The organism is Streptomyces sp. NPDC025651, from assembly GCF_055558735.1.
In genome coordinates this window covers 441,001-463,510 of record NZ_JBVHLZ010000005.1, presented here as the reverse complement: position 1 = coordinate 463,510, position 22,510 = coordinate 441,001, and the positions used below count along the sequence as shown (strand labels likewise).

Sequence of the window (22,510 nt, the reverse complement as noted above, 5' to 3'; positions counted from 1 at the left end):
GTCAATTCGTCCGGGGTATTTTTCTTGATTCCCTCAGAGCGATTCCCTCAGAGCACGTCGGCCAGGTCCGCGAGGAGCCTGCGCTTGGCCCGCGCGCCCACCATCTGCTTCACGGGCTCACCGCCCCGGAACACGATCATGGTCGGCGCCGAGAGCACCTTGTACGTGATCGCGGTCTGCGGGCTGCGGTCCACGTCCAACTGCACGATCTTGAGGCGGTCCGCCTCGTCGCGCGCCAGCTCGCTGAGCACCGGCGCCAGCTGCCGGCACGGTCCGCACCAGTCCGCCGTGAACTCCACGAGCACCGGACGGTCGGCCTCGCGCAGCACCTCCCCCTCGAAATCGGCGTCCGTCACCTCGGCCACGCCTGCTGCCTTCACTGCCGTCACACTCCTCGTCCCGTCAGTTCGCACCGCGGCTCGGGGCCGCCTTCCAGTGCCGCCTCGGCGCGCACGAGCTGCGCCCCGACCTGTGCGCGCACCGCGTTCAACTCGCCTATCAGCGCGTCGAGTTCGGTGAGCTTGCGGCGGTACACGGCGAGCGAGGCCGGGCAGGAGTCGCCCTCCGGATGGCCGGAGCGCAGACACTCCACGAAGGGCCTGGTCTCCTCCAGGTCGAATCCGAAGTCCTGCAGGGTCCTGATCTGCTCCAGGAGCCGGACGTCGTCCTCGTCGTACGTGCGGTAGCCGTTGCCGGTGCGCCGCGCGGGGAGCAGCCCGCGGGACTCGTAGTAGCGCAGCGTCCGCGTGGTCGTCCCCGCGCGCGCCGCGAGCTCGCCGATTCGCATGCCCCGAAGGTAGTCCTTGACGTGGGCGTCAAGGCCAGCGGTTTCCCCGGGCGCGCTGCTGCGTGCGGGTCAGGCGGGGTTGCGGATGCCCTCGACGAGCGAGGACCAGTTGTCGGCGCCGTGCCCGAGGGCGATCGACCTGTCGGCCGCCGCGAGGACGCCGCGCAGGGCCGCCGCGTCCAGGCCGCGGTGCTCGGCGGCGCGCACGATGTGCCGCACGTTCGCCGCCTCCACGGTGAGGTTGTCCAGGTCGCCGGGGTACGCCCCCGAGTCCAGGTCCTCGGCCGTGCCGTCGACGACGCTCGCCAGCAGGGCGGCGAGGGCCTTCATGTAGGGGGCGACGGCCGCCGCCCTCACGCCCTCCGCGGCCGCGAGGGCGTAGCCGTGCACCAGGCCGTGCATCGCCGTCCAGAAGAAGTCCAGGACGGACAGGTCGTGGACCGCGGCGAGCCCGTGGTCCTCGCCGACGTAGGCGGTCCGCCCGCCCAGGGCCCCGAGCGTCGCCTCGTACTTCTCGTACGCGGATCGCGTGCCGCTGTGGAAGATCAGCGCGTCCGGTGTGCCGATCATCGGGACGGGCACCATGACCGCGCCGTCGAGGTAGTCGACGCCGAGTTCCTCGGCCCAGGCGGCGGCCTCGCGGGCGCGCTCGGGGGTGTCGGAGGTGAGGTTCACCAGGAGGCGGCCCGGCAGCTCTCCCGCGGCCCGGTCGAGGACGGCCCGCGCGGCGGCGTAGTCGACGACGCACACGACGACGACCTCGGCGGCACGGACCGCGTCGGCGGGCGTGGCGGCGCGGGTGGCGCCCCGGGCGACGAGGTCCTCGCCCCTGCCCGGCGAACGGTTCCAGACGGTGGTGGGGTGACCGGCCGCGAGGAAGGCGCCGGCGAGGGCCCGGCCCATGGCGCCGAGACCGAGGACGGTGACGGCGGGCCGGGGGTGGGTGCGGGAGTCGGGGTGGACGGGGGTGTGGTTCGACATGGCCACCATGCTTGGCGCACCCTCAACTCGGCACAAGTACCGACTTTTTGCTCAGCTACGCACCACAACGTAAGCATCCAGGTGAGGGCGGTGCGCGGCGGCGGCCCGCGGCGGCGCTTCGCGCCGTCAGCCGAAGTCCGTCTCCCCGTACGGGCGCCTGAACTCGCAGAAGCCCTCCACCCCGGCCATCAGCACCACGCCGTCCCACAGCCGCCCCGCCGCCTCGCCCCTGGGGGCGGGCGACACGACAGGACCGAACACCGCTCCGACCCCCTCGACGGAGAGCACCGGCGTGCCGACGCCGGTGCCGACCAGGGCGATGCCCGCCTGGTGCGAGGCCCGCACCACGGCGTCGTACTCCCCGGTCATCGCCACGGACGCGAGGTCCGCGGGGAGTCCCGCGGCGGCGAGCGCGGGCGCCATGCCGGACCAGTCCTGCTGCTCGTGAAGCCGCTGCCCGAGGGCGTCGAAGTAGCGGCCGAGCGCGTCGTTGCCGTGGCGTTCGCGGACCGCCGCGCACACCCGGCCGTGCGCCTTCATGTACTCGCCGTACAGCCCCTCGGGGTCCTCCGGGTCGACGGCGAGGCCTTCGTTGAGCACGGCCAGGCTCATCACCCGCCACCGCACGGCGATGTCGCGCACCCGCTCCACCTCGCGCAGCCAGCGCGAGGTGATCCAGGTGTACGGGCACACGGGGTCGAACCAGAAGTCGACCCCCGGGCCGCGCCGGCCGGGTGGGGTGGTGGCGGTCACTCAACCACGGTACGCCTTCGGGGACTTGCGGTTCCTCACCGGCCCGCCTCGCCCTCGCGCCTGTCGTAGGTGAGGAAGACCGTGCCGCTGTCGAGGAGGGTGACGTCCGTCCGGTCGTACAGGACCGGGTCGAAGGCGGTCTTCGACGCGAACAGCGGGGTGCCCGAACCCAGCGTCAGCGGACCGAGCTTGACGATCAGCCGGTCGATCTCGCCGCGCAGCGCCCCGGCGAGCTCACCGCCGCCGCACAGCCAGATGTCCTTGCCGTCCTCCCGCTTGAGCTCCCGCACCTTCTCGACCGGGTCGGTGGCGACCAGTTCGACGGAGGGGGCGGGGCTCTCGGTGAGGGTGCGGGAGAACACGATGTGCCTCAAGTGCGGGTAGCAGTCCGGGATTCCGGCGTCCACGCCGATCATGTACGTCCTGCGGCCCTCCAGGATCGTGTCGAAGTGGGTCCCCTCGGCGGTGATGCCGAGGGCCTCCCTGGCCGGGCCCGGCAGCGTCTCGGGGTACTCCCCCGCGAGCCGCTCCACGTAGTCCTGGCCGACCGGCCAGAAGCCGTCGGGGCCCGTGGGGTCGGCACCGTCGGGCCCGGCGATGAACCCGTCGAGGCTGACGGCGATGAAGTAGACGAGCTTTCGCATGGGGACTCCTTGGTGACGGCGGGCGTGGTCGGTCGGGTGGGCGGTGCGGCCGGTCAGCTGCGGCTCCCCGGCTTGGGCAGCGGCCGGGGCCGCGGCACCGAGCGCGGCTTGGCCGGCTGCGGGAGGGGAGGGTGGGGCCGGGCGTTCCGGTTCTGGGACGCGGATCGGGCCCGGTACTGCCGCGGGTTTCTCAACTGGCTCCTCGGGATCACGTTGATCGTTGTACTCTACTTGGAGTGGTTAGAACGTAGTACTTCACCTGGAGTGGTGTCAACGGTTCAGTCGGAGAACTCTTCTCCGGCGGCCCGGCTACCCGCCGAGCAGCGCCCGCGCACGGCGGCAGAACGCCTCCACCGCGACGGGGTCGGGCTGCTCGCCGGCCCGGAACATCTCCGTCTGAAGAGCGGGCCCGTACGCGCCGCCGTGCCGGTCGATGTCGGACGTACGGGCGGGCTGCACGACGAAGTGGAGATGCCCCGGCACGCGCCCCGCGTGGGACCAGAGGCAGACGTACACCTGCTCGCAGTCCTCGGCACAGGCGCGGACCGCGGCCGAGACGCGGGTCAGCAACGGCCCCATCCCGGCCGCTTCGTCCGGACTCAGCTCGGCCACGCCCGTGACGTGCCGCAACGGCTTGACCAGCAGCGTGCCGACGCCGAGCGGCCCGACACAGTGCTCGACGGTCCAGTGGGCGGTACGCAGCACGGTGCCGCCCGGCAGCGGCACCGTTCCGTCGGCGAGGCCGCAGGCCGTACAGGTCACCTGCCGGCTCACTTGTCGGCCCGGTACAGGTTGACCTCCCGGTTCACGAAGAGGTGCACGTACCCGCACCGCCAGCAGATCAGGCCCGTCGCCGACTCGTCGGCCCAGGCCAGTTTCATGAACTCCATGCCGAAGCTGTTCAGCTTCACGTCCCGCTCGCGGAACGTGTCCCCCTTGCAGACCATGCAGTTGATCCACATCTGCCCGATGGCAGCACGCACCGGCTTGGGCGCCATGGCCCCTCCCCTTCCCCCGCGTCCCACGGCGCCGGTCAGACGCCTGCGAAGGAGACTAATCGACCCGTGGCCGGGGGTTCCTCGCGAGCCATTCCTGGAGCTCGCTGTGCCGGAACTGGTAGGAGCCGGCGACGATGCGGAGCAGTCCCGCGTGGTAGGCCCAGGCCAGGAAGGCGCCGGGGGCCAGGGGCATACGGCCGAGGAGACGAGCGGTCAGGAGCAGGACTCCGTAGGCCAGTTGGCCCACGAAGCTCATCGCCGCCCAGGTGAGGGCCAGGAAGACGACCCCGGCGAACCCCAACGACGACGTCATCCCCATGCCCATGACGAACGGGATGAGCACCCAGGCGAACGGCGCCAGCCACCCGACGCTCCGCCGCAGGCGCCGCATCAGGTGCCGTGTCCGTTCCGCCCGGCGGGCCCCGAGCAGTCCGCACCCCAGGGCGTAGCAGCCGAGGGCGGCGGCCGCGGCCCCCGAGGGCATGCCGCCGTGCGGTCCGACCGGCGCGGGATCCCAGGCGAAGGCGCCCACCAGGCATCCCCCCAGGATCGAGAAGGGCCGCGCGATGCCGAGGACGTACAGCAGGGCGACGACGGCGGCCGACACGGCCGCCCAGGCGACGAACTCCGTCACCGAGAGGATCCCGCGGCCCGCCCACGCCATGCCCCAGCCGAACACCGGCAGCACCGCACAGCCGATCAGCTGCCGCCTGCCGGTGTGGGCGGTGAACGGTTCGTCGATCACGTAGGCGACGAAGCCGAAGCCGACGAACCCATACCCCATCGCGTACCACCCCCAGTCCGGGACGTCCCCGTACCAGCCGCTGAACGGGGCCGCCCCGCCCAGGACCGCCGCGCACGCGGGGACCACGACCCACAGGACCGTCACGCGAACCCGACGGGCGGCCCTGCGCAGCCTGTCGCCCGCCGACGCACGCCGCGCGGTCACCCGTTCCGGCGGCCACCACGGCACCCTCTCGAACAGCGGGAGCGCCCCGACCGCCCCGAGCATCAGCGCCACGGTCCCCGACAGCGCCCAGGACAACGCGGGCCCCTCCCGGTGGACCCACCACTCCTCGGGGCACAGACGCGCCACCGCGTCCGGGACCACGAGGAGGACCGCCGCGGCCAAGGCCACGGCAGTCGCCATGGACAGGACCAGAGTGACCCCCCGCCCGACGACCCGCCCCACCGGCGTGATCCGCCCCTCGGCCCCCGCCATGCTCCGCAGCCACCGATGCACCGACGCCGACTCGTACTCCGCCTGCCTCCCCCACACCGAACGCGCCCCCGTGAGGCTCTGCCTCGCCTGCCGCGCGGCGGCGTTCGCCGCGGCCGTGGCGGCGGTGACGCAGTGCGCGAGGAGGTGTTCGCGCAGTTCGTCAGGCGTACGGAAATCCGTCGGAAGGCGGTGCGGCCTCGCCGGTCCGCCGTACACGGTCAGCGCGAGGCTCAGATAGAACGGCGAGCTCAGCACCTCGGCCACCGGACCGCCCTGCGCCGCGTCGCGCATCGCGTCGGCCACGGCGTCCATCGGGGAGCTCCGCCCGTCGGACCGCAGTTCCACGTACGAACGGGCCTGGTCAGCGTCGACGCCGCCGATGCGCAGGAGGGTTGCCTCCCGCAACCAGGCCTGGTGCTCGGCCAGTTCGGTGTAGCGGCGCTCGCGGCAGGTCAGTACGAGCGGGGCGCTGCCGTCGAGGGACTGGTGGGCGTTGAGCTGCTCCAGGGCCTGGCGCGCCCGGTCGGGCCCGTCCTCCTCGCTGTCCGTGTCCATCTCGTCCAAGCCGTCGAGCACCGGAATCACCAGGCGCCGCGCGACCAGTTCCGCCGCCGCCGCGCCCGGCACCTCGTACGACGTGACGAGATCGGCCGTGAGCCAGCGCTCCAGGCCGCCCTCGGTCCTTTGGCGGCCCCACCAGCGGCGGGCGCGCGGCGGCGGCAGGTCGCGGATCGAGAGACGGACCGGCACGGGGGCACCGGGGGCGCGCACCGCGAGGAGGCGCACCACGAGGTGCACCGCGAGGACCGTCTTGCCCGCGCCCGGCGCCCCGGTGACGATCAGGCGTCCGGGCGCCGCGCAGTACCACCGCGCGACGTCGGACAGGCGCTGTCGGCCCGGCGGCTCCGCGCCGCCGGGGCGGGGCACCACGTCGACCGGCAGATCCATGAGGTGCGCGCCGGTGCCCAGCATGTGGGTGCGCTCGGCGACCTCCACGTCCTCGACGGACCGTGCCAGCCGGTCGAGTTCGGCCGCGAGCCCCTCGCCCGCCCGCTGCAGCCGCAGGGCGCTCAGGCTGAGGGCCGAGCCGACGAGGAGGCCGAGGATGCCGAGCGGGAGCCCCAACACCCCTGCCACGTCCTGGGGTTCGAGCCCGCCCCGCAGCACCGACCAGGCCGCCCAGCCCCCGCTGACCAGCAGGGTCGCCGTCCCGCCCGCCACCAGCCATCGCACGCTCTGCGGGCCCTCCCGCGGCCACCCCATGGACGGAAGCATGCCCGACGGCCGACGGCCGGACCACCCCGTGTGCGGGTGGTCCGGCCGTCGGTTCCGTGCCTGATCAGCGGGCGTTCGGCGGCGGGTCGGCGCCGCCGGGCCGCACGCCGGCTTCGGCGTCGGGTCAGTGTCGGGTCAGTGCTGCGTCTGCGGCTCGCGCTCCTTCGCCGTCCGCGCGGTCCCGGCGGACACCGCGTCCGCGTCCCCGCCCTTGCGGCGCGGCAGCAGCACCGCCACGAGCACCGTGCCGACACCGAGGATGGCCGCGCCGACGAGGCTCGTGTGCGCCACCGCGTCCGAGAACGCGGAGCCGACCGCGTCGGCCATCTTGCCCGCGCCCTGGCCGAGCTGCTCGGCCTGCGCCTTCAGCTGGGCCGCCTGCTCGGGCGAGCCCGCCTTCGCGGCCTGTGCCGCGATCTCGTGCGCCTTGTCGCCGATGCCCTGCGCCACCGCGTAGCCGGCGCCGACCGAGTCCTGGGCCGTGTCCAGCGTGCCGTCCGGCAGCTTCGCGCCGGAGGCCGCCGCCGCGTCCGACAGCTTCGAGGAGTACGAACTGGCGAGCACCGAGCCGAGGATGGCGATGCCGAGCGAGCCGCCGAGTTCGAGGGACGTGTCGTTGACCGCGCCGCCGACGCCCAGTTCCGACTCGGGGAACGCGCCCATGATCGCGTCGGTGCAGGGCGACAGCGCGAGGCCGATGGCGAGGCCGAGCACGATCAGCGGGGCGAGGAAGTCCGTGTACGAGGAGGACGCGTCGACCTGCGTGAGCAGCGCGAGCGCCACCGTGCCCGCGACCATGCCCGCCGTCACCGTGATCTTCATGCCGATGCGCGGCGTCAGATAGCCGGTCAGGGCCGAGCCCACGAAGACCGCGCCCGCGAGCGGCAGCATGCGCACGCCCGTCTCCAGCGGGTTGTATCCGAGCACGAACTGCAGGTGCTGGGTGAGGTAGTAGAACGCGCCGAAGACCGCGAGGAAGAAGAGCGCGACCGCGAGGTTCGAGCCCGCGAAGCGGCGGTCGAGGAAGCGGCGGACGTCCAGGATCGGGTGCGGGTGGCGGAGCTCCCAGGCGACGAAGGCCAGCAGGCCCGCGCCCGCGACGACCGCCGCGGAGATCGCCTTGGCGTCCCAGCCGAAGTGCGGGCCCTGAATGATCATGTAGACGAGGGCGCCGGTCCAGACGACCGAGAGCGCGCCGCCGACGTAGTCGATCCGGTTGCCGTGCCCGGCCTTGGACGGCGGCACGAGAACGAGAGCGCCGACGACGGCGAGCGCGGCGATGGGCACGTTGATCAGGAAGGTCGACGCCCAGCCGTGGTTCTGCAGCAGCGCGCCCGCGACCAGCGGACCCGCGGCGATGGCGAGGCCCGCGGTGGCGGTCCACAGCACGATGGCCTTGGCCCGCTCCGCCTTCGGGAACGTCGAGGCGAGCAGGGACAGCGTGGCGGGCATGATCATCGCCGCGCCGAAGCCCATCACCGCGCGGGCCGCGATGACCCCGCCCGAGCTGTCGACGAGCGAGCCCGCGACGGATCCGGCGCCGAAGACGACGAGTCCGAGCACGAGCGCGCCGCGGCGGCTGTACTTGTCGCCGATGGCGCCGAGCAGCAGCATCAGCGCGGCGTACGGGACGGTGTAGCCGTCGATGACCCACTGCAGGTCGGAGCTGGAGAGGCCGAGGTCCTTGGTCATGTCGGGGGCGGCCACGGTCAGCGCCGTGTTCGCCATCACGATGATCAGCAGACTCAGGCAGAGCACCCCCAGTGCCCACCAGCGGCGCGCGTACGGCCGGTCCATCCGCTCGACCGGCTCCTTGATCACCACAGACATCGAGGCCCTCACTCCTCCGTACCGGGTCCGCCCCCCGGCGCACCCGGCTCACTCGGTCACTCACTTGCACAGTCATGTGCAACTACACACTGATGTGCAAATTACTGCCCTGCACAGCGTTGTGCAAATTGACGGGATCAGCAGAATGAGAGGCATGAGCACCCCGCGCCCCGCTGCCGCGAGCGTCAGAGCCGACGCCAATCGCCGCCGCATCCTCGACGTCGCCGTCACCGAGCTGCTGCGGGACCCCGACGCGTCCATGGACCAGATCGCGCGCGCCGCGGGGGTCGTGCGCAGGACGGTGTACGGCCACTTCCCGAGCCGGGACGCGCTGGTGGGCGCGATCGTGGACCGGGCGATCGAGGCCGTGGAGTCCGCGCACGCCGAGGGCCGCGCGGACGCGGCGAACCCGGCCGAGGCGGTCGCCGGTTCGCTGCTCGCGGTGTGGGAAGTCGCCGACCGCTACCGCCTGTTGCTCTCCCTCGCGCAGCGCAGCGTCACGATGGAGGGCATCCGCGAACGCCTCGGCGCCGTCCACGCGTCCGGCGTGGAGGTCTTCCGACGCGGCCTGGACGACGGCACGTTCGCCTCGCCGCTGCCGCCGAAGGCCTTGAGCTACGTGCTCGAAGGGGTGCTGTTCTCCGTGATGGAGGCCGTCAACGACGGCGTCCTGGAAGCGGAGGAGGCGGGCAGGTCCACCGCGATCACGTTCCTGACCGCGGCGGGCCTGCCCGCCTCGAAGGCCACCGAGCTGGTGGCGGGGCTGGCCGCCCGAAGGCGGGGGCCCGGCTAGAGCGCCCCGAAGGGGCGCGGGGAACTGCGCGGACAACCACGACGCACCCGCGGTCGCCATCCGATCGCCACACGTACGGCGATCCGATCCCCTCTCAGAACACTCACGACACTCACGCGGTCAAGGACTTCTCCCCGGCCCCCGCCTGCTCCGGCACCCCATCCTCGTCGTCCCGCGACGACCCCCCGTGCCCGTCGTCCACCAACGTCCGCTCGTCGAACGGCAGTCGGCCGGCGAGGACCTCCGCGACCCGCTCCTTGTCGACCTCCTTGGTCCACGTCCCGATCAGCAGCGTGGCGACCGCGTTGCCCGCGAAGTTGGTGAGGGCGCGCGCCTCGCTCATGAAGCGGTCGACGCCGATGATCAGGCCGACGCCGTCGACCAGGCCCGGCTTGTGCGACTGCAGACCGCTCGCGAGGACCGCGATGCCCGAACCGGACACGCCCGCCGCGCCCTTGGACGCGATCATCATGAAGAGCAGCAGCGAGATCTGCTCGCCGACACCGAGCGGCTGGTCCATCGCCTCGGCGATGAACAGCGAGGCCATGGTCAGGTAGATCATCGTGCCGTCGAGGTTGAAGGAGTAGCCCGTCGGGACGGTGATGCCGACGACCGGCCGGCTGACTCCCAGGTGCTCCATCTTCGCGATGAGCCGCGGCAGCGCGGACTCGGACGAGGAGGTGGAGAGGATCAGCAGGAACTCTCGGCCCAGGTACCTGAGCAGCTGGAAGAGGTTGACCCCGGCCACCAGCTTCACCAGCGTGCCCAGCACGATCACGATGAACAGCGCGCAGGTGACGTAGAACCCGATCATGATCGTGGCCAGCGCCTTGAGCGCGTCGACGCCGGTCTCGCCGATGACGGCCGCCATCGCGCCGAACGCGCCCACCGGAGCGGCCCACATGATCATGGACAGGATCCGGAAGACCAGCTTCTGGATGTGCCCGATGCCGCGCAGGATCGGCTCCCCCGAGCGGCCCATGGCCTGCAGCGCGAAGCCGACGAGCAGCGCGACGAGCAGCGTCTGGAGCACCTGCTCCTGGGTGAAGGCGGAGACGAGCGTCTTCGGGATGATGCCGAGCAGGAAGTCGACGAGACCCTTGTTCGCCTCCTCGGCCGCGTCGTGGCCCACGCCCTTCTCGGACTCGGTGATGTCCATGCCCGAACCCGGGTGCAGGATGTTGCCGACGATCAGGCCGATGGCGAGCGCGACGACCGACATCGCCACGAAGTAGGCGAGCGCGAGCCCGCCCACCTTGCCGACCTTGGCGGCCTTGCGGACCGAACCGACGCCGAGGACGATCGTGCAGAAGATGATGGGCGAGATCATCATCTTGATCAGGTTCACGAACCCGGTGCCGACCGGCTTCAGTTCCTTGGCGAAGTCGGGCCAGATGAAGCCGACGGCGATGCCGAGCAGGACGGCGCCGATGACGGCGATGTAGAGGTAGTGCGTGCGGTCCCGCTTGGCTGCGGGTGCCGCTTGTGGGTCGGCCGTGCTGGTCACGGGGCCCTCCTTGAACGACGACGTCGGCGTTGTGGTGCCTGTGGTGCGTGCGGCTCACGTCCTGGACGACCGCCTCGTCTCCCGGGCGATCCCGGCGACTATCTCCCGCTCTGTGAGGGCGGTCACCCTTGCGTTCATTTAGTTCGCACTTATACGGCGAGGCAGACTGGCACCATGCCCCGCACCCGACCGTCCCGCCCGCGCCGCCTGCCGCGCAGCCTGGCGGGCCAGCTCTTCGCGATGCAGATCGTGCTGGTCACGGCGGTGGTCGCCGGGTGCGCGCTCTTCACGTATCTGAGCGACAAGCACCAGGCGGAGGAGGGCGCGCGCCGCCAGGCGACCGCGGCGGCGCGGGCGGTCGCGGACTCCCCTTCGGTACGAGAGGCCATACGCGACGGCGACGACCCCTCCGCCCGCCTGCAGCCGTACGCGTCCCGGGTCCAGCGGCACACCGGCGTCGACTTCGTCACGATCATGGACCCGCGCGGCATCCGCTGGACGCACCCCGACGAGCGGCGGATCGGCGAGCGCTTCCTCGGCCACCGGGCGCAGGCGCTGCGCGGCAGGACGTTCGCGGAGACGTACACGGGAACGCTCGGCCCCTCGGTGCGGGTGGTCACACCGATCCGGGCCGGTGCCGCGGACGACGGCGAGATCATCGGCCTGGTCAGCGCGGGCATCACCATCGAGGAGATCACCGCCAAGGCGCGCGGCCAGCTCCTCGCGCTGCTCGGCGTCGCGGCGGCCGCGCTCGTGCTCGGCGGCATCGGTACGTACGTCATCAACGCGCGCCTGCGCCGCAGTACGCACGGCATGAACGCCGCCGAGCTGAGCCGCATGCACGACTACCACGAGGCGGCGCTGCACGCGGTGCGCGAGGGCCTGCTGATGCTGGACGGGCAGCGGCGGATCGCCCTGATCAACGACGGCGGCCGCGAGCTGCTCGGGGTGCCCGACACCCCGGTGATCGGCCGCAACGTAGCCGAACTCGGGTTGCCCGCTCCTCTGACGGGCGCGCTCCTCTCGGCCGAGCCCCGGGTGGACGAACTGCACCTGACCGCCGACCGCGTGGTGGTCGTCAACACCTCGCCCGTGACCGGCGGCGAGCGCCGAGGCACGGTGGTCACGCTGCGGGACCACACCGAACTCCAGGCGCTGACCGGCGAGTTGGACTCCGAGCGCGGCTTCACGCGGGCCCTGCGCTCCCAGGCCCACGAGGCCGCGAACCGGCTCCACACGGTGGTGTCCCTCATCGAACTCGGCCGCGCGGACGAGGCCGTCGACTTCGCCACCGCCGAACTGGAACTGGCGCAGGCCCTGACCGACCAGGTGGTCGCCGCGGTCAGCGAACCCGTCCTTGCGGCGCTCCTCCTCGGCAAGGCCGCGCAGGCGAACGAGCACGGCGTGGAGCTGGTCGTGTCGCAGGACAGCAGCATCGACGACGGCATGCTCCCGCCCTCCCTGCCGGCCCGTGACCTGGTGACGGTCCTCGGCAACCTCGTCGACAACGCGGTCGACGCGGCCCAGGGCTCCCCCTCGGCCCGCGTCACGGTGACGGCCCGCGCGGACGAGGCGGGCCTCCTCCTCCGCGTCTCGGACACGGGCCCCGGGGTGGACCCCGCCCAGCGGGACGCGGTCTTCGAACGGGGCTGGTCGACGAAGGCGGCAACGGGGCGGGGCCTGGGCCTGGCACTGGTCCACCAGACGGTGACGCGCAACGGGGGCGAGCTGACGGTGCGGGAGTCGGCGGAGGGCGGAGCGGAGTTCGAGGTACGCCTCACCACGGCGAACAGCCGCCGGGCCCCTTCACCCACCCCAGCCCTCGCCGCGAGCAACAGTCCCGCTCCCGCTGTGGGCAGGCGTTCCGCACGGCGAGTGGGGTCTCCCCTGCTCGAGCGGAGCCGAGAGCTTGGGGAAGGGCGGGCACAGCCCTTGATGCCGAGTACCGATGAACCAGGCGCCGACCAAGGCACGACTCCAGGCCGGCCGCAGGCTGACGGCACCGGCAAGAGAGGCGCCCAGTGACAATCCGCGTACTCGTAGTCGAAGACGACCCCGTCGCCGCCGACGCCCACGTCCTCTACGTCAACAGGGTCCCCGGCTTCGAGGCCCTGCCCCGCCCCGCCCACTCCGCCGCGGAAGCCCGCCGCGCCCTCGACCGCACCCCCGTCGACCTGATCCTCCTCGACCTCCACCTCCCCGACGGCCACGGCCTCCACCTCGCCCGCTCCCTGCGCGCCGCCGGCAACCCCACGGACGTGATCGCGGTGACGTCGGCCCGCGACCTCGCCGTGGTCCGCGAGGGCGTCTCCCTCGGCGTCGTCCAGTACGTGCTGAAGCCCTTCACCTTCGCCACCCTCCGCGACCGCCTCACCCGTTACGCGGAGTTCCGCACCGCGGCCGCCGAGGGCGAGGCCACCGGGCAGGACGAGGTGGACCGCGCGCTCGCGACCCTGCGCGCCCCGAGCCCCGCCGCCCTCCCGAAGGGCCTCAGCGGCCCCACCCTCGAACGCGTCATCCGCACCCTGCGCGCCGCCCCCGAAGGCCTCACCGCCGCCGCGGCCGCGCAGTCGGCGGGCCTGTCCCGCATCACCGCGCGCCGCTATCTGGAACACCTCGTCGAGACGGCCCGCGCGGCCCGCAGCCCCCAGTACGGCCACGTCGGCCGCCCCGAACTCGTCTACCGCTGGCTCGCCCCGGGCGCCTGAACCGACCGCCTCGGACGACTGAAACCGTGCGCCCGACAACAACGTTGTCACGTTGGTGACAAGCATCAACGCCCAGCCTCCGCACGGGCATTGACCTTGTTCGGAACGCGCCCTTACGTTCACCGGGCAACCCGCGTTGCAGTCCCGTGTTGCAGCCCCGCGTGGCAACCCGGCCGCGTCGGCCAGTAGGAGGTCGTGCCCGTGCGCCCCACCACTCCACTGCTCCTCGCCGCCGCCACCCTGCTCGCCGCCGGCACCCTCACCGCGTGCGGCGGCGGCTCCGGCGACGACCCCGACACCGTGAGGGTCTCCTTCAAGCAGTCCACGGACAACCGGATCAGGGTCATGGACACCTACCTGGCGGACATCAAGAAGCAGTTCGAGAAGGAACACCCCGGCAAGAAGGTCAAGTTGGTGCCGATCAAGGCACCGGACTCCGAGTACTACACCAAGCTGCAGCAGATGATGCGCTCCCCGAAGACCGCGCCCGACCTGGTCTACGAGGACACGTTCCTCATCAACTCGGACATCACCAGCGGCTACCTGAAGCCGCTGGACCCCTACCTGAACAAGTGGAAGGACTGGGACCAGTTCATCGACACCGCCAAGACGGCGGCGAAGGCGGCCGACGGCAAGACGTACGGCGTGCCGGACGGGACGGACACCCGCGGCCTCTGGTTCAGCAAGGCGATCTTCAAGAAGGCGGGCCTGCCCGCGGACTGGCAGCCGAAGAACTGGAACGAGATCCTCGACGCGGCCCGCACCATCAAGAAGAAGGTCCCCGGGGTCACCCCCCTCAACGTCTACACGGGCAAGCCCGCGGGCGAGACGGCCTCGATGCAGGGCTTCCAGATGCTCGCGTACGGCACGGGCAAGGACCCTCTGTACGACCCCGAGTCGAAGAAGTGGGTCACGGGAAGCAAGGGCTTCAAGGACTCGCTCGCCTTCGTGGAGACGGTCTTCAAGGAGAAGCTCGGCCCGGACGTCACGGACGCGCTCGACCCCAACTTCGCCACCCGCGTGCGCGGTGAGCTCCTCCCCGAGGACAAGCTGGGCATCAACCTCGACGGCTCGTGGCTGCCGCAGGACTGGGGCGAGGGCGCGGGCCACGAGTGGCCCCAGTGGTCGGACAAGCTGGGCCTCGCGTACATGCCGACGCAGAACGGCCAGGCCCCCGGCAAGGTGAGCATGTCCGGAGGCTGGACCTGGGCGATCCCGGCCAAGGCGAGCAACCCCGACCTGGCCTTCGACTTCATCAAGACGATGCAGACGACGGACAACGCCAAGAAGTGGTACATCGCCAACTCGGGCATCGCGGTCCGCGAGGACGTCGCGGCCGACCCGTCGTACGTGAAGGCGCAGCCGGGCATCAAGTTCTTCACGGACCTGGTGGCCACGACGCACTACCGCCCGGCGTACCCCGCGTACCCCAAGGTCTCCACCGCGATCCAGGAGGCGATGGAGTCGGTGACGACGGGCGACGCCTCGGTCGACAAGGCGGCCGCCGGCTACGACGAGGAGGTCTCGTCGGCGACGGACGGCGAGGTCACAACCAAGTAGCCCACCACCGTCCCCAAGGGGCGCGAGGACTGCGCGAGCAACCACGACGAACCCGCAGCGACCACCCCACCGCCACCGCCCCAAGGGGCGCGAGGAACTGCGCGACAAGCCCCACCAACCCGCAGACAGGCCCCTCCTCACGCAACCAGAGAGCGAGCACCCGCACGTGACCACCGCATCCCCCGCGGGCCCCGGCGGCGTCGTCAAGACGCCCCCGGGCCCGGCAGGCGGACCGCCGGGCCCGCGGACCCGGCACCGGGTCCGCCGAGGCCTGCTCCGCGCCCTGCCCGTCTCCCCCGCGGTCGTCCTCCTCGCGCTCTTCCTCGCGGGCCCGATCGGCTACTGCGCGTACATCGCCTTCACCGACCTCCAGCTCACCGGCCAGGCCGAGTCGAGCTTCGTGGGCCTGGAGAACTTCCGTACGGCCTTCGGCGACGAGGACTTCCTCAACGCGGTCTGGCTGACCCTCGTCTTCACCGTCCTGTCCTCCCTCGTCGGCCAGAACACCCTGGGCCTCGCCCTCGCCTCACTCATGCAGCGCGCCTCGAAGCCCGTCCGGACCCTCACGGGCGCGATCGTCGTCACGGCCTGGGTCCTGCCCGAGGTCGTCGCCGGCTTCCTCCTGTACGCGTTCTTCCGCCGCGAGGGCACCCTCAACGCCGTCCTGGACTTCCTCCATCTCCCGTCCCAGAACTGGATGTTCACCCTGCCGATCCTCGCGGTGTCGTTCGCGAACGTATGGCGCGGGACGGCGTTCTCGATGCTGGTCTACTCGGCCGCGCTCAACGAGATCCCCAAGGAGATCACCGAGGCCGCCCAGGTCGACGGCGCGAGCGGCTGGCGCCGCATGTGGCACATCACGCTGCCGATGATCCGCCGCTCGATCGGCACGAACCTCATGCTCAACACCCTTCAGACGCTCTCCGTCTTCGGCCTGATCTGGGTGATGACGCGCGGCGGCCCGGGAAACAGGAGCCAGACCCTCCCCCTCTTCATGTACGAGCAGGCCTTCCAGAAGAGCATGATCGGCTACGGCACGGCCGTGGCCCTGCTGCTCCTCCTGGTCGGCTCACTCTTCTCCCTCGTCTACATGCGCCTGCTGCGCACGGAGGTCTGAGTGGCCGTCAACAAGCCTCCACGCACGCTCTATTCGCCCCGCAGGACCCTCCGTTCCCGCCGCGCCGCACGCCGTCTGGCGGCCGACGCGGGCCTGCTGGTCGTGGCCGCGGCGTTCGTCCTCCCGCTGGCCTGGGTGGTCCTGTCGTCCTTCGACCCGAAGGCGGACCTCAGGGTGCGGCTCCCCGACGGCCTCACCCTCGACAACTACGACCAGGTGCTCACCCCGGAGATCACCTTCACGCCGCTTCTGAACAGCCTGCTCCTCTGCGGCGGCGGCACGCTACTCACGGTGGTCTGCGCGGCCCTGGCCGCATACCCCCTGTCCCGCTACCGCTCCCGCCTCAACCGCCCCTTCATGCTGACGATCCTCTTCGCCACGAGCCTGCCGATCACGGCGATCATGGTCCCGGTGTACGCGCTGTTCGTACAGGTCGACCTGATCGACACGATGCAGGGCACGATCTTCTTCTTCGCCGCGTCCCAACTGCCCTTCGCCATCTGGCTGATGAAGAACTTCATGGACGGCGTGCCGAAGGAACTGGAGGAGGCGGCGTGGACGGACGGAGCGTCCCCCTTCCAGTCCCTGCTCCGGATCGTCCTGCCCCTGATGGGCCCGGGCGTGGCGGTGGTGACGGTCTTCTGCTTCGTCATGATGTGGGGCAACTTCTTCGTCCCCTTCATGCTGCTGCTCACGCCGGAACAGATGCCGGCGTCGGTCAGCATCAACGACTTCTTCGGCAACAAGGGAACCGTGATCTACGGCCAGCTGGCGGCGTTCTCGATCATCTACTCGACGCCGGTGATCCTGCTGTACGTCCTCATCTCACGCCGCCTGGGCGGCGGCTTCGCGCTGGGCGGCGCGGTGAAGGGCTGAACGACGCCCGGCGGGACCGGACCCTTTGGCGGACACAGAACTGTGACATGACTTCGCGGAGATACGTCCGCCGCGCCCCATTCATCACCACACATCTCCCTGGTATCAGGCGCGGGCTCGCATTAGCGTGCTGAGCTCGCGCCACTCCCACCTCGCCACCTGCCAGGAGCCGACTGTGAACCGCCCTCTCCGCCTCACAACGGCCGCGCTCGCCACGTCCGCGGCACTGCTGCTGACGTCCTGCGGCAGCGACGACGACAAGTCCAAGGACAGCGACAAGATCGCCGGGGCGGAACAGGGCGACCCGCAGAAGTCGACGGAGCCGAGCAAGCCGACGGATGCGGCCGCCGACCGCCCGAAGATCGAGCTGCCGTCGGACCTGACCATGACTTTCGAGTCGCCCGACACCAGCGACCCGGTGAAGAAGTCCGTACTCGCGGACAACGAACAGCGCATGCGCGCGGTGAACGCGGCGATCACGGGGACCGACCCCAAGAGCAAGGCAGTCGGCTACTACAACACCGGCAAGGCGCTGGGTGCGTCGGTGACATGGGTCGCGAAGTTCAAGGACGCCGGCCTCAGCCTCACGGGGGAAGTGCGCTACTACGACCGCCAGGTGACGCTCAAGGACAAGAAGACGGCCACGCTCTCGTTCTGCGCCGATGAAGGCAAGGGCTTCACCAAGAAGAAGTCGACCCAGAAGATCAACAAGACACCGGTGACGAAGAACAGCTACGTCGCCTACAACACACAGCTGATCAAGAACGCCGACGGAACGTGGCAGACCTCGCAGATCTACTCCGCAAGGGGGGCGGCTCAGTGCCAGCCGTAAGAAGAGCTCAGGCCTTCGCAGCCGTCGTCGCGGGCATCACGCTCGCCACCGGCGGTTCGCCGGCCTGGGCCGACATAGACCCGGGGGACGGTGGCTCCGAGACACAGGTGGACGCCGACGCCGACGAGCAGAAGCTGTCGACCACCGCGGGCGGGATCGTCTACGACCGTTCGAAGAACGGCAAGGGCGGCAGTGCGGGCCCGGTGACTCCAGCCACCAACTGGACGCCGCCGGCGTGCTACTACGTCCCTGCCTACACCCCGGGTCAGCTGCAGAAGAAGCTCGAACCCATCTGGGCCGTGGACTCCACCGGGCACGAATGGGACCTGTCCCAGCGCAACCGCTATGTGAACGGGAAGCCTTACAAGGACTTCAACAAGGAGAAGACCGGCGAGGGCTACTGGTGGGACAGCTACATCCCGGAAGGAAGGGAGAGCGCCCCCGGGGCCTTCGACTGCGACAAGCCTTACTTCTGGGTCGACAAGGGCGAGCCGCCCCCGGCGGACACCCCTGAGGCCGTCACCCCCGAGATCCTCGCGCACCTGGCCTACGCCGAGATCCGCGTCCCCGACACCGAGGTGACCCTCGCCCCCGCCGAGACGACGAAGGTGAACCTGCCGACCTGGGCCTGGCTGGACAAGGCGGAGTTCAAGCCGGTCTCAGTGACGGCCTCGGTACCGGTCCTGAACATCGAGGCAACGGCAACGGCCGTACCGGTCTCCCTCAAGATCGACCCGGGCACGGCGGACGCGGAGACGTACCCTGCTTCCGGCGTCTGCGAGATCGTCGACGGCAGGATCGGCGAACCGTACGCGAAGGGCAAGTCCAAGGAGACCCCGCCCTGTGGCGTGAAGTACCTCCGCTCCTCGGGCGACGGCTCGTACCCGCTGAAGGCGACGGTCACCTGGAAGATCCACTGGACCGGCACGGGCGTGGACGGGGAACAAGGGCTGCCCGACGGCGAGTTCGGCGCGGAACAGGACGTGGTGGTCGAGGAGATCCAGGCCATCAACCGCTAGCCGCAAGGGAGTACGACGCCGTGGTTAGGATCATCGGCGTCGAAGGGGGAACACCGTGCAGGGGCGGTTGCTGAACGGCCGGTACAAGCTGCTCGTACCGATCGGCGCAGGCGGAATGGGCCAGGTCTGGCGGGCCCGCGACACCAGCCTGGACCGTGAGGTCGCGGTCAAGCTGTTCGTGCCGCCGACGTCGGTGCCGATGTCGGGGTCGGCGTCGGCGTCGGCGGACGAGGCCGAGCAAGCCCAACTCCTCGCCCGCTTCCGCCAGGAGGCCCGCGCCGCGGCCGCGCTGGACAGCCCGTACATCGTCGCCGTCCACGACCACGGCGAAGACGACGGCACCGCCTACCTGGTGATGGCCCTGGTGCAGGGCCGCTCGCTCGACCAGGTGCTGCGCGAGCGCGTCCGCGTGCCGGTGGCGGACGCGCTGCGCTGGGCGGCGGACATCTGCCGCGCCCTGGACGTGGCGCACGCGGCGGGGGTCGTGCACCGCGACATCAAGCCGGGCAACGTGATGATCACGGAGGACGGGTCCGCGAAGGTCGTCGACTTCGGCATCGCGACATTCCTGGAGCGCACCGCGGGCGACGCGCGCCTCACCCAGACCGGGCAGATGCCGTTCGGCAGCGTGCCGTACCTGGCGCCGGAACGGTTCCGCCAGGAGCCGGGCGACGGCCGCACCGACCTGTACGCGCTCGGCTGCGTCCTGTACGAACTCCTCGTCGGCAGACCGCCGTTCACCGGCACGGCGGCGGGCGTCATGTACCACCACGTCAACGACGCCCCCCTGCCCCCGAGCCGGGCACGCGCCGAGGTGCAGGCACCGCTGGAACGCCTCGTCCTCGACCTCTTGGCGAAGGCCCCCGCGGACCGCCCGGCGGACGCGGCGACGGCGCTGGACCGCATCCTGGCGGCGGGGTCCCTGCCGCCGGAGACGGAATCGTCGCGGGCACCGGTGAGTCCACCGGAGAACGCCCAAGACGCGGTACCCACCCACTCCGCCTCCTCCGCCTCCTCCACCTCCTTCACCTCCTCCATCAGCAAAGACACCACCACGGCGGTGACCACGACCCCCCGCCGCTCCCGCAACCGCATCCTGCTCCCCGCCGCCCTGATCCTCGCCCTCGGCATCCCGGCGGGCCTGGGCATACGCGCCCTCGCCGCACCGGACACGGACACCACGGCAGACTCACCCTCTTCCACCGACACCGAGCCCGAGGCCGAGACCGCGAACGAGAAGAAGGTCTACGAGATAGGCGTGGCCCACAGCTACCGTCACGTCGGAGCCGACGGTTCCACCGACGAGTACGAGAAGTCGGAGTACGAACAGTTCACGACACAGCAACTCCACACCGTCGAGTCGGCCTTCAAGGAGACGCTCGACGCGAAGAGCCGCAGCCGCTTCCGTCTCGTCCCCGTGACCTCGAACCCGGACACCAGCTCCCGCGAACTCCTCGCCAAGCGCCCGGACATGCTGGCGGTCATCGGCGACACCGTGGACTTCTCCTGGGTGCACGACACAGACGAGGCGTTCCTCCCCGAGATCAGTACGTGCACCGAATACGCGCACCCGGGCGGCGCGTTCGCGATCCCGGCCGACGACGCGCGCCAGGGCGAGGCGATGGCCCGCTACCTCCTCTCGCAGACCACGGCGCGCCGCGTGCTGGTAGCCGAGGACAAGCTCTGGGTGAACCGCGAGGACGGCATCGGCACGGCGCTGCGCAGGGCCGGTGTCACCACGGAGGCCCTGGACGTGGCATCCGACGAGGTGAAGGCGTCGAGCATCCCCTCGCTGGTGGCGTCGGCGCGGGCGGACGCGGTGGTGATCCCCGCCGGCACACCGACGGAGGTATGGGCCAAGAAACTCAAGGCCGACGGCTTCAGGGGCCCGGTGCTCACCCAGGGCGACGCGGAAGGCACCTGCGCCGACTCCAAGGACCGGTCCAACGAGGAGGACGGGGACAAGAACATCCCCGACGGAGTCATCCGCACCCGCAACTACAACGGCGAGCCGGACGACAACCTCCCGGCCAGAGGCAACCAGGAGCTGTACGACGGCGCACTGGCCCTGGCGACGGCCCTCAAGAAACTCCCCACGAACACCACCCCCACCTCGCTCCGCCACACCCTGGACCGCGAGATCCAGAACGTCTCGGTCAACGGCGCCCTGCACGAGGTCTCGTTCGAGAAACGCCGCTCCGCCCGCGGCCGGCCGGTGTGGTTCGACCGCCGCGGCAAAGGCACGTGGAAGGAAGTAGGCAAGCTGGACAAGAAGTTCGAACCGACCCGACAGTAGCCACCGCTCCGACTCGAAGCCCTGACGTCACGGGTCGATGCGCTCGGGCAGATCACAGGCTTCGAGTACGACGCTCTCGGCCGGACCACACCCAAGAATGCCAACGGGCGATGCACAAGCTTTGCTCATGGCCCGGCCGGTCGGCTCATCTCGGCCGTTTCCCCCGACAGCACGGTCGGGAATCAGCGAACCGCCGCGTGGCCCGCGACCCATCCCGGCCATGAAGCCGTCGGCCCCCGGACCTACGTCGGCAGCGGACTCGTCGACGAGCAGGGCGAAATAGCCTGGTGCACACGCAGCACCGTATGGGGCGCCACTGCCTGGAACATCGACTCATCGACCTGCACCCCTCCGATGCCCAGGTCAGTACTACGACCCCGAGTCCGGCCTGCAGTGGGAGAGCAGGCTCGGCAGCGGCTTCCTGGGCGATGTGCGAAAGTCTCGGATGCGGCGGGACTACGGGCTCATCGAGGCCGGGCGCCGGGCTTCCACCGCTCCATGAGCCTCCGTACTTTCCCACCAATCCGCAACCTCGTAGAAACGCACCGTAGTCGCCACACCCCCAGGCGCCTACGGTGTGCCCGTGCAACCCAGCCAACCGCCGCACCAGCCGACGCCCCCCTTCGACTTTCCCGCCGCCCGGCGACTGCGCGAGGCGTTGGGGATGGCGCCCGGGCACGTCGCCTATGGGATGCAGGCCAGTTACGGGCTCACGTACATCACCGCCGACATCATCACCGCCTGGGAGCGGGGGCTCGCCTCCCCCAGCTCCGCCGAACTCACCGCGCTCGCCGCCACCTTGTGGTGCTCGCCGGGTGAACTCATGGGCGCCGCGCGGACGTTGCGCGAGCACCGGCTCGCCCGCGGGCTCGCGCCCGAGGACGTGGCGCGCGGGGCCGGCGTGGAGATCCAGGCGTATCTGCGGATGGAGGAGACCAACTCCTGGCGCGGCAACGAACGGCAGTCCGCCGCCCTCGCCCGGGTGCTCGCGCTCTCCGTGCCCGACTTCGTCACCGTGACCGGACGGTCCGACGCGCTCGCCGAGCTGCTGCGCAACGCCGTGACGACCCGCTGGCAGGGGTACGTGCGCCCCGTCGCCAAGCTGCTCCCCCTGGACCGGCGGCACGTCGAGCGCGCGCTGCGCCGGATGCACGAGGACTACCAGTCACGGATGGCCCGCACGCTGAGCTGGGGCGGCGGGGCGAGCTCGGACGCCTCCGGCGAGGCGGGGCGGGACTTCCTCGACCGCGTCGTCGAGCACTTCTGGACCTTGGTCCGGGAAAGTCGGGCCTGAGGGCCCGACCCTGCCGTG

Annotated in this window: 20 protein-coding genes; 10 read left to right on the top strand and 10 right to left on the bottom strand. The window is 71.0% G+C overall.

What is annotated here, in order from left to right:
- Nucleotides 1-47: 47 nt before the first annotated feature.
- From ACZ4D5_RS21440 to ACZ4D5_RS21400, 9 genes are all read right to left on the bottom strand, one after another.
- Entirely contained in the window at nt 48-380 is a 333-nt protein-coding gene (locus ACZ4D5_RS21440) for a thioredoxin family protein (RefSeq protein WP_467773949.1), read from the bottom strand.
- Nucleotides 381-385: 5 nt separating this feature from the next.
- Entirely contained in the window at nt 386-787 is a 402-nt protein-coding gene (locus ACZ4D5_RS21435) for a MerR family transcriptional regulator (RefSeq protein WP_467773948.1), read from the bottom strand.
- Between the two features lie 69 nt (nt 788-856).
- Nucleotides 857-1,768: an imine reductase family protein gene (locus tag ACZ4D5_RS21430; RefSeq protein ID WP_467773947.1), complete on the bottom strand. Its 912-nt coding sequence runs from the start codon at nt 1,766-1,768 to the stop codon at nt 857-859.
- 126 nt (nt 1,769-1,894) lie between these two features.
- On the bottom strand, nt 1,895-2,521 hold the full coding sequence (locus tag ACZ4D5_RS21425) for a mycothiol-dependent nitroreductase Rv2466c family protein (RefSeq protein WP_467773946.1): 627 nt from the start codon (nt 2,519-2,521) through the stop codon (nt 1,895-1,897).
- Nucleotides 2,522-2,556: 35 nt separating this feature from the next.
- On the bottom strand, nt 2,557-3,165 hold the full coding sequence (locus tag ACZ4D5_RS21420) for a dihydrofolate reductase family protein (RefSeq protein ID WP_467773945.1): 609 nt from the start codon (nt 3,163-3,165) through the stop codon (nt 2,557-2,559).
- Nucleotides 3,166-3,474: 309 nt separating this feature from the next.
- On the bottom strand, nt 3,475-3,927 hold the full coding sequence (locus ACZ4D5_RS21415; protein WP_467773944.1) for an HIT family protein: 453 nt from the start codon (nt 3,925-3,927) through the stop codon (nt 3,475-3,477).
- An 8-nt stretch (nt 3,928-3,935) separates the two neighbouring features.
- A complete protein-coding gene (locus ACZ4D5_RS21410) occupies nt 3,936-4,163 on the bottom strand; it encodes a hypothetical protein (protein WP_467773943.1) in 228 nt (75 codons plus the stop codon).
- 55 nt (nt 4,164-4,218) lie between these two features.
- A complete protein-coding gene (locus tag ACZ4D5_RS21405) occupies nt 4,219-6,648 on the bottom strand; it encodes an NACHT domain-containing protein (protein WP_467773942.1) in 2,430 nt (809 codons plus the stop codon).
- 147 nt (nt 6,649-6,795) lie between these two features.
- Nucleotides 6,796-8,490, bottom strand: a complete 1,695-nt coding sequence (locus tag ACZ4D5_RS21400; protein ID WP_467773941.1) for an MFS transporter — start codon at nt 8,488-8,490, stop codon at nt 6,796-6,798.
- Nucleotides 8,491-8,644: 154 nt separating this feature from the next.
- Between ACZ4D5_RS21400 and ACZ4D5_RS21395 the strand changes: the two genes are divergently transcribed.
- Nucleotides 8,645-9,283 carry a TetR/AcrR family transcriptional regulator gene (locus ACZ4D5_RS21395; protein ID WP_467773940.1) on the top strand — a complete coding sequence of 213 codons (639 nt, stop codon included), beginning with the start codon at nt 8,645-8,647 and terminating at the stop codon, nt 9,281-9,283.
- A gap of 112 nt (nt 9,284-9,395) precedes the next feature.
- Here ACZ4D5_RS21395 and ACZ4D5_RS21390 read toward each other — a convergent pair whose 3' ends face one another.
- The gene (locus ACZ4D5_RS21390) at nt 9,396-10,790 is read right to left on the bottom strand and encodes a cation:dicarboxylate symporter family transporter (protein ID WP_467773939.1); all 1,395 of its coding nucleotides are present in this window, start codon (nt 10,788-10,790) and stop codon (nt 9,396-9,398) included.
- 174 nt (nt 10,791-10,964) lie between these two features.
- Between ACZ4D5_RS21390 and ACZ4D5_RS21385 the strand changes: the two genes are divergently transcribed.
- The 9 genes from ACZ4D5_RS21385 to ACZ4D5_RS21345 all read left to right on the top strand — a co-directional run bounded on the left by ACZ4D5_RS21385 (nt 10,965) and on the right by ACZ4D5_RS21345 (nt 22,492).
- Nucleotides 10,965-12,815, top strand: a complete 1,851-nt coding sequence (locus ACZ4D5_RS21385; protein ID WP_467773938.1) for a sensor histidine kinase — start codon at nt 10,965-10,967, stop codon at nt 12,813-12,815.
- Nucleotides 12,812-13,498 carry a response regulator gene (locus ACZ4D5_RS21380; protein WP_467773937.1) on the top strand — a complete coding sequence of 229 codons (687 nt, stop codon included), beginning with the start codon at nt 12,812-12,814 and terminating at the stop codon, nt 13,496-13,498. The genes ACZ4D5_RS21385 and ACZ4D5_RS21380 overlap by 4 nt, the downstream gene beginning before the upstream one ends.
- A gap of 201 nt (nt 13,499-13,699) precedes the next feature.
- The gene (locus tag ACZ4D5_RS21375; protein ID WP_467773936.1) at nt 13,700-15,058 is read left to right on the top strand and encodes an extracellular solute-binding protein; all 1,359 of its coding nucleotides are present in this window, start codon (nt 13,700-13,702) and stop codon (nt 15,056-15,058) included.
- 166 nt (nt 15,059-15,224) lie between these two features.
- Nucleotides 15,225-16,175 (top strand): carbohydrate ABC transporter permease, encoded by a 951-nt coding sequence (locus tag ACZ4D5_RS21370; protein WP_467773935.1) that lies wholly within the window; start codon nt 15,225-15,227, stop codon nt 16,173-16,175.
- Nucleotides 16,176-17,051, top strand: coding sequence for a carbohydrate ABC transporter permease (locus ACZ4D5_RS21365; protein WP_467773934.1), 876 nt, complete (start codon nt 16,176-16,178; stop codon nt 17,049-17,051).
- 175 nt (nt 17,052-17,226) lie between these two features.
- Complete coding sequence (locus ACZ4D5_RS21360; protein WP_467773933.1) at nt 17,227-17,883, top strand: hypothetical protein; 657 nt, start codon at nt 17,227-17,229, stop codon at nt 17,881-17,883.
- Between the two features lie 35 nt (nt 17,884-17,918).
- Nucleotides 17,919-18,902 carry a hypothetical protein gene (locus tag ACZ4D5_RS21355; protein ID WP_467774046.1) on the top strand — a complete coding sequence of 328 codons (984 nt, stop codon included), beginning with the start codon at nt 17,919-17,921 and terminating at the stop codon, nt 18,900-18,902.
- A gap of 55 nt (nt 18,903-18,957) precedes the next feature.
- On the top strand, nt 18,958-21,198 hold the full coding sequence (locus tag ACZ4D5_RS21350) for a protein kinase domain-containing protein (protein ID WP_467773932.1): 2,241 nt from the start codon (nt 18,958-18,960) through the stop codon (nt 21,196-21,198).
- Between the two features lie 577 nt (nt 21,199-21,775).
- Nucleotides 21,776-22,492 (top strand): helix-turn-helix domain-containing protein, encoded by a 717-nt coding sequence (locus tag ACZ4D5_RS21345; protein ID WP_467773931.1) that lies wholly within the window; start codon nt 21,776-21,778, stop codon nt 22,490-22,492.
- Nucleotides 22,493-22,510: the final 18 nt, after the last annotated feature.

What these genes read in the sequence shown, in the direction of transcription:
- ACZ4D5_RS21435 (WP_467773948.1), bottom strand. Translation starts at nt 787, where the DNA reads ATGCGAATCGGCGAGCTCGCGGCGCGCGCGGGGACGACCACGCGGACG.
- ACZ4D5_RS21430 (WP_467773947.1), bottom strand. Translation starts at nt 1,768, where the DNA reads ATGTCGAACCACACCCCCGTCCACCCCGACTCCCGCACCCACCCCCGG.
- ACZ4D5_RS21420 (WP_467773945.1), bottom strand. Translation starts at nt 3,165, where the DNA reads ATGCGAAAGCTCGTCTACTTCATCGCCGTCAGCCTCGACGGGTTCATC.
- ACZ4D5_RS21410 (WP_467773943.1), bottom strand. Translation starts at nt 4,163, where the DNA reads ATGGCGCCCAAGCCGGTGCGTGCTGCCATCGGGCAGATGTGGATCAAC.
- ACZ4D5_RS21405 (WP_467773942.1), bottom strand. Translation starts at nt 6,648, where the DNA reads ATGGGGTGGCCGCGGGAGGGCCCGCAGAGCGTGCGATGGCTGGTGGCG.
- ACZ4D5_RS21400 (WP_467773941.1), bottom strand. Translation starts at nt 8,490, where the DNA reads ATGTCTGTGGTGATCAAGGAGCCGGTCGAGCGGATGGACCGGCCGTAC.
- ACZ4D5_RS21395 (WP_467773940.1), top strand. Translation starts at nt 8,645, where the DNA reads ATGAGCACCCCGCGCCCCGCTGCCGCGAGCGTCAGAGCCGACGCCAAT.
- ACZ4D5_RS21385 (WP_467773938.1), top strand. Translation starts at nt 10,965, where the DNA reads ATGCCCCGCACCCGACCGTCCCGCCCGCGCCGCCTGCCGCGCAGCCTG.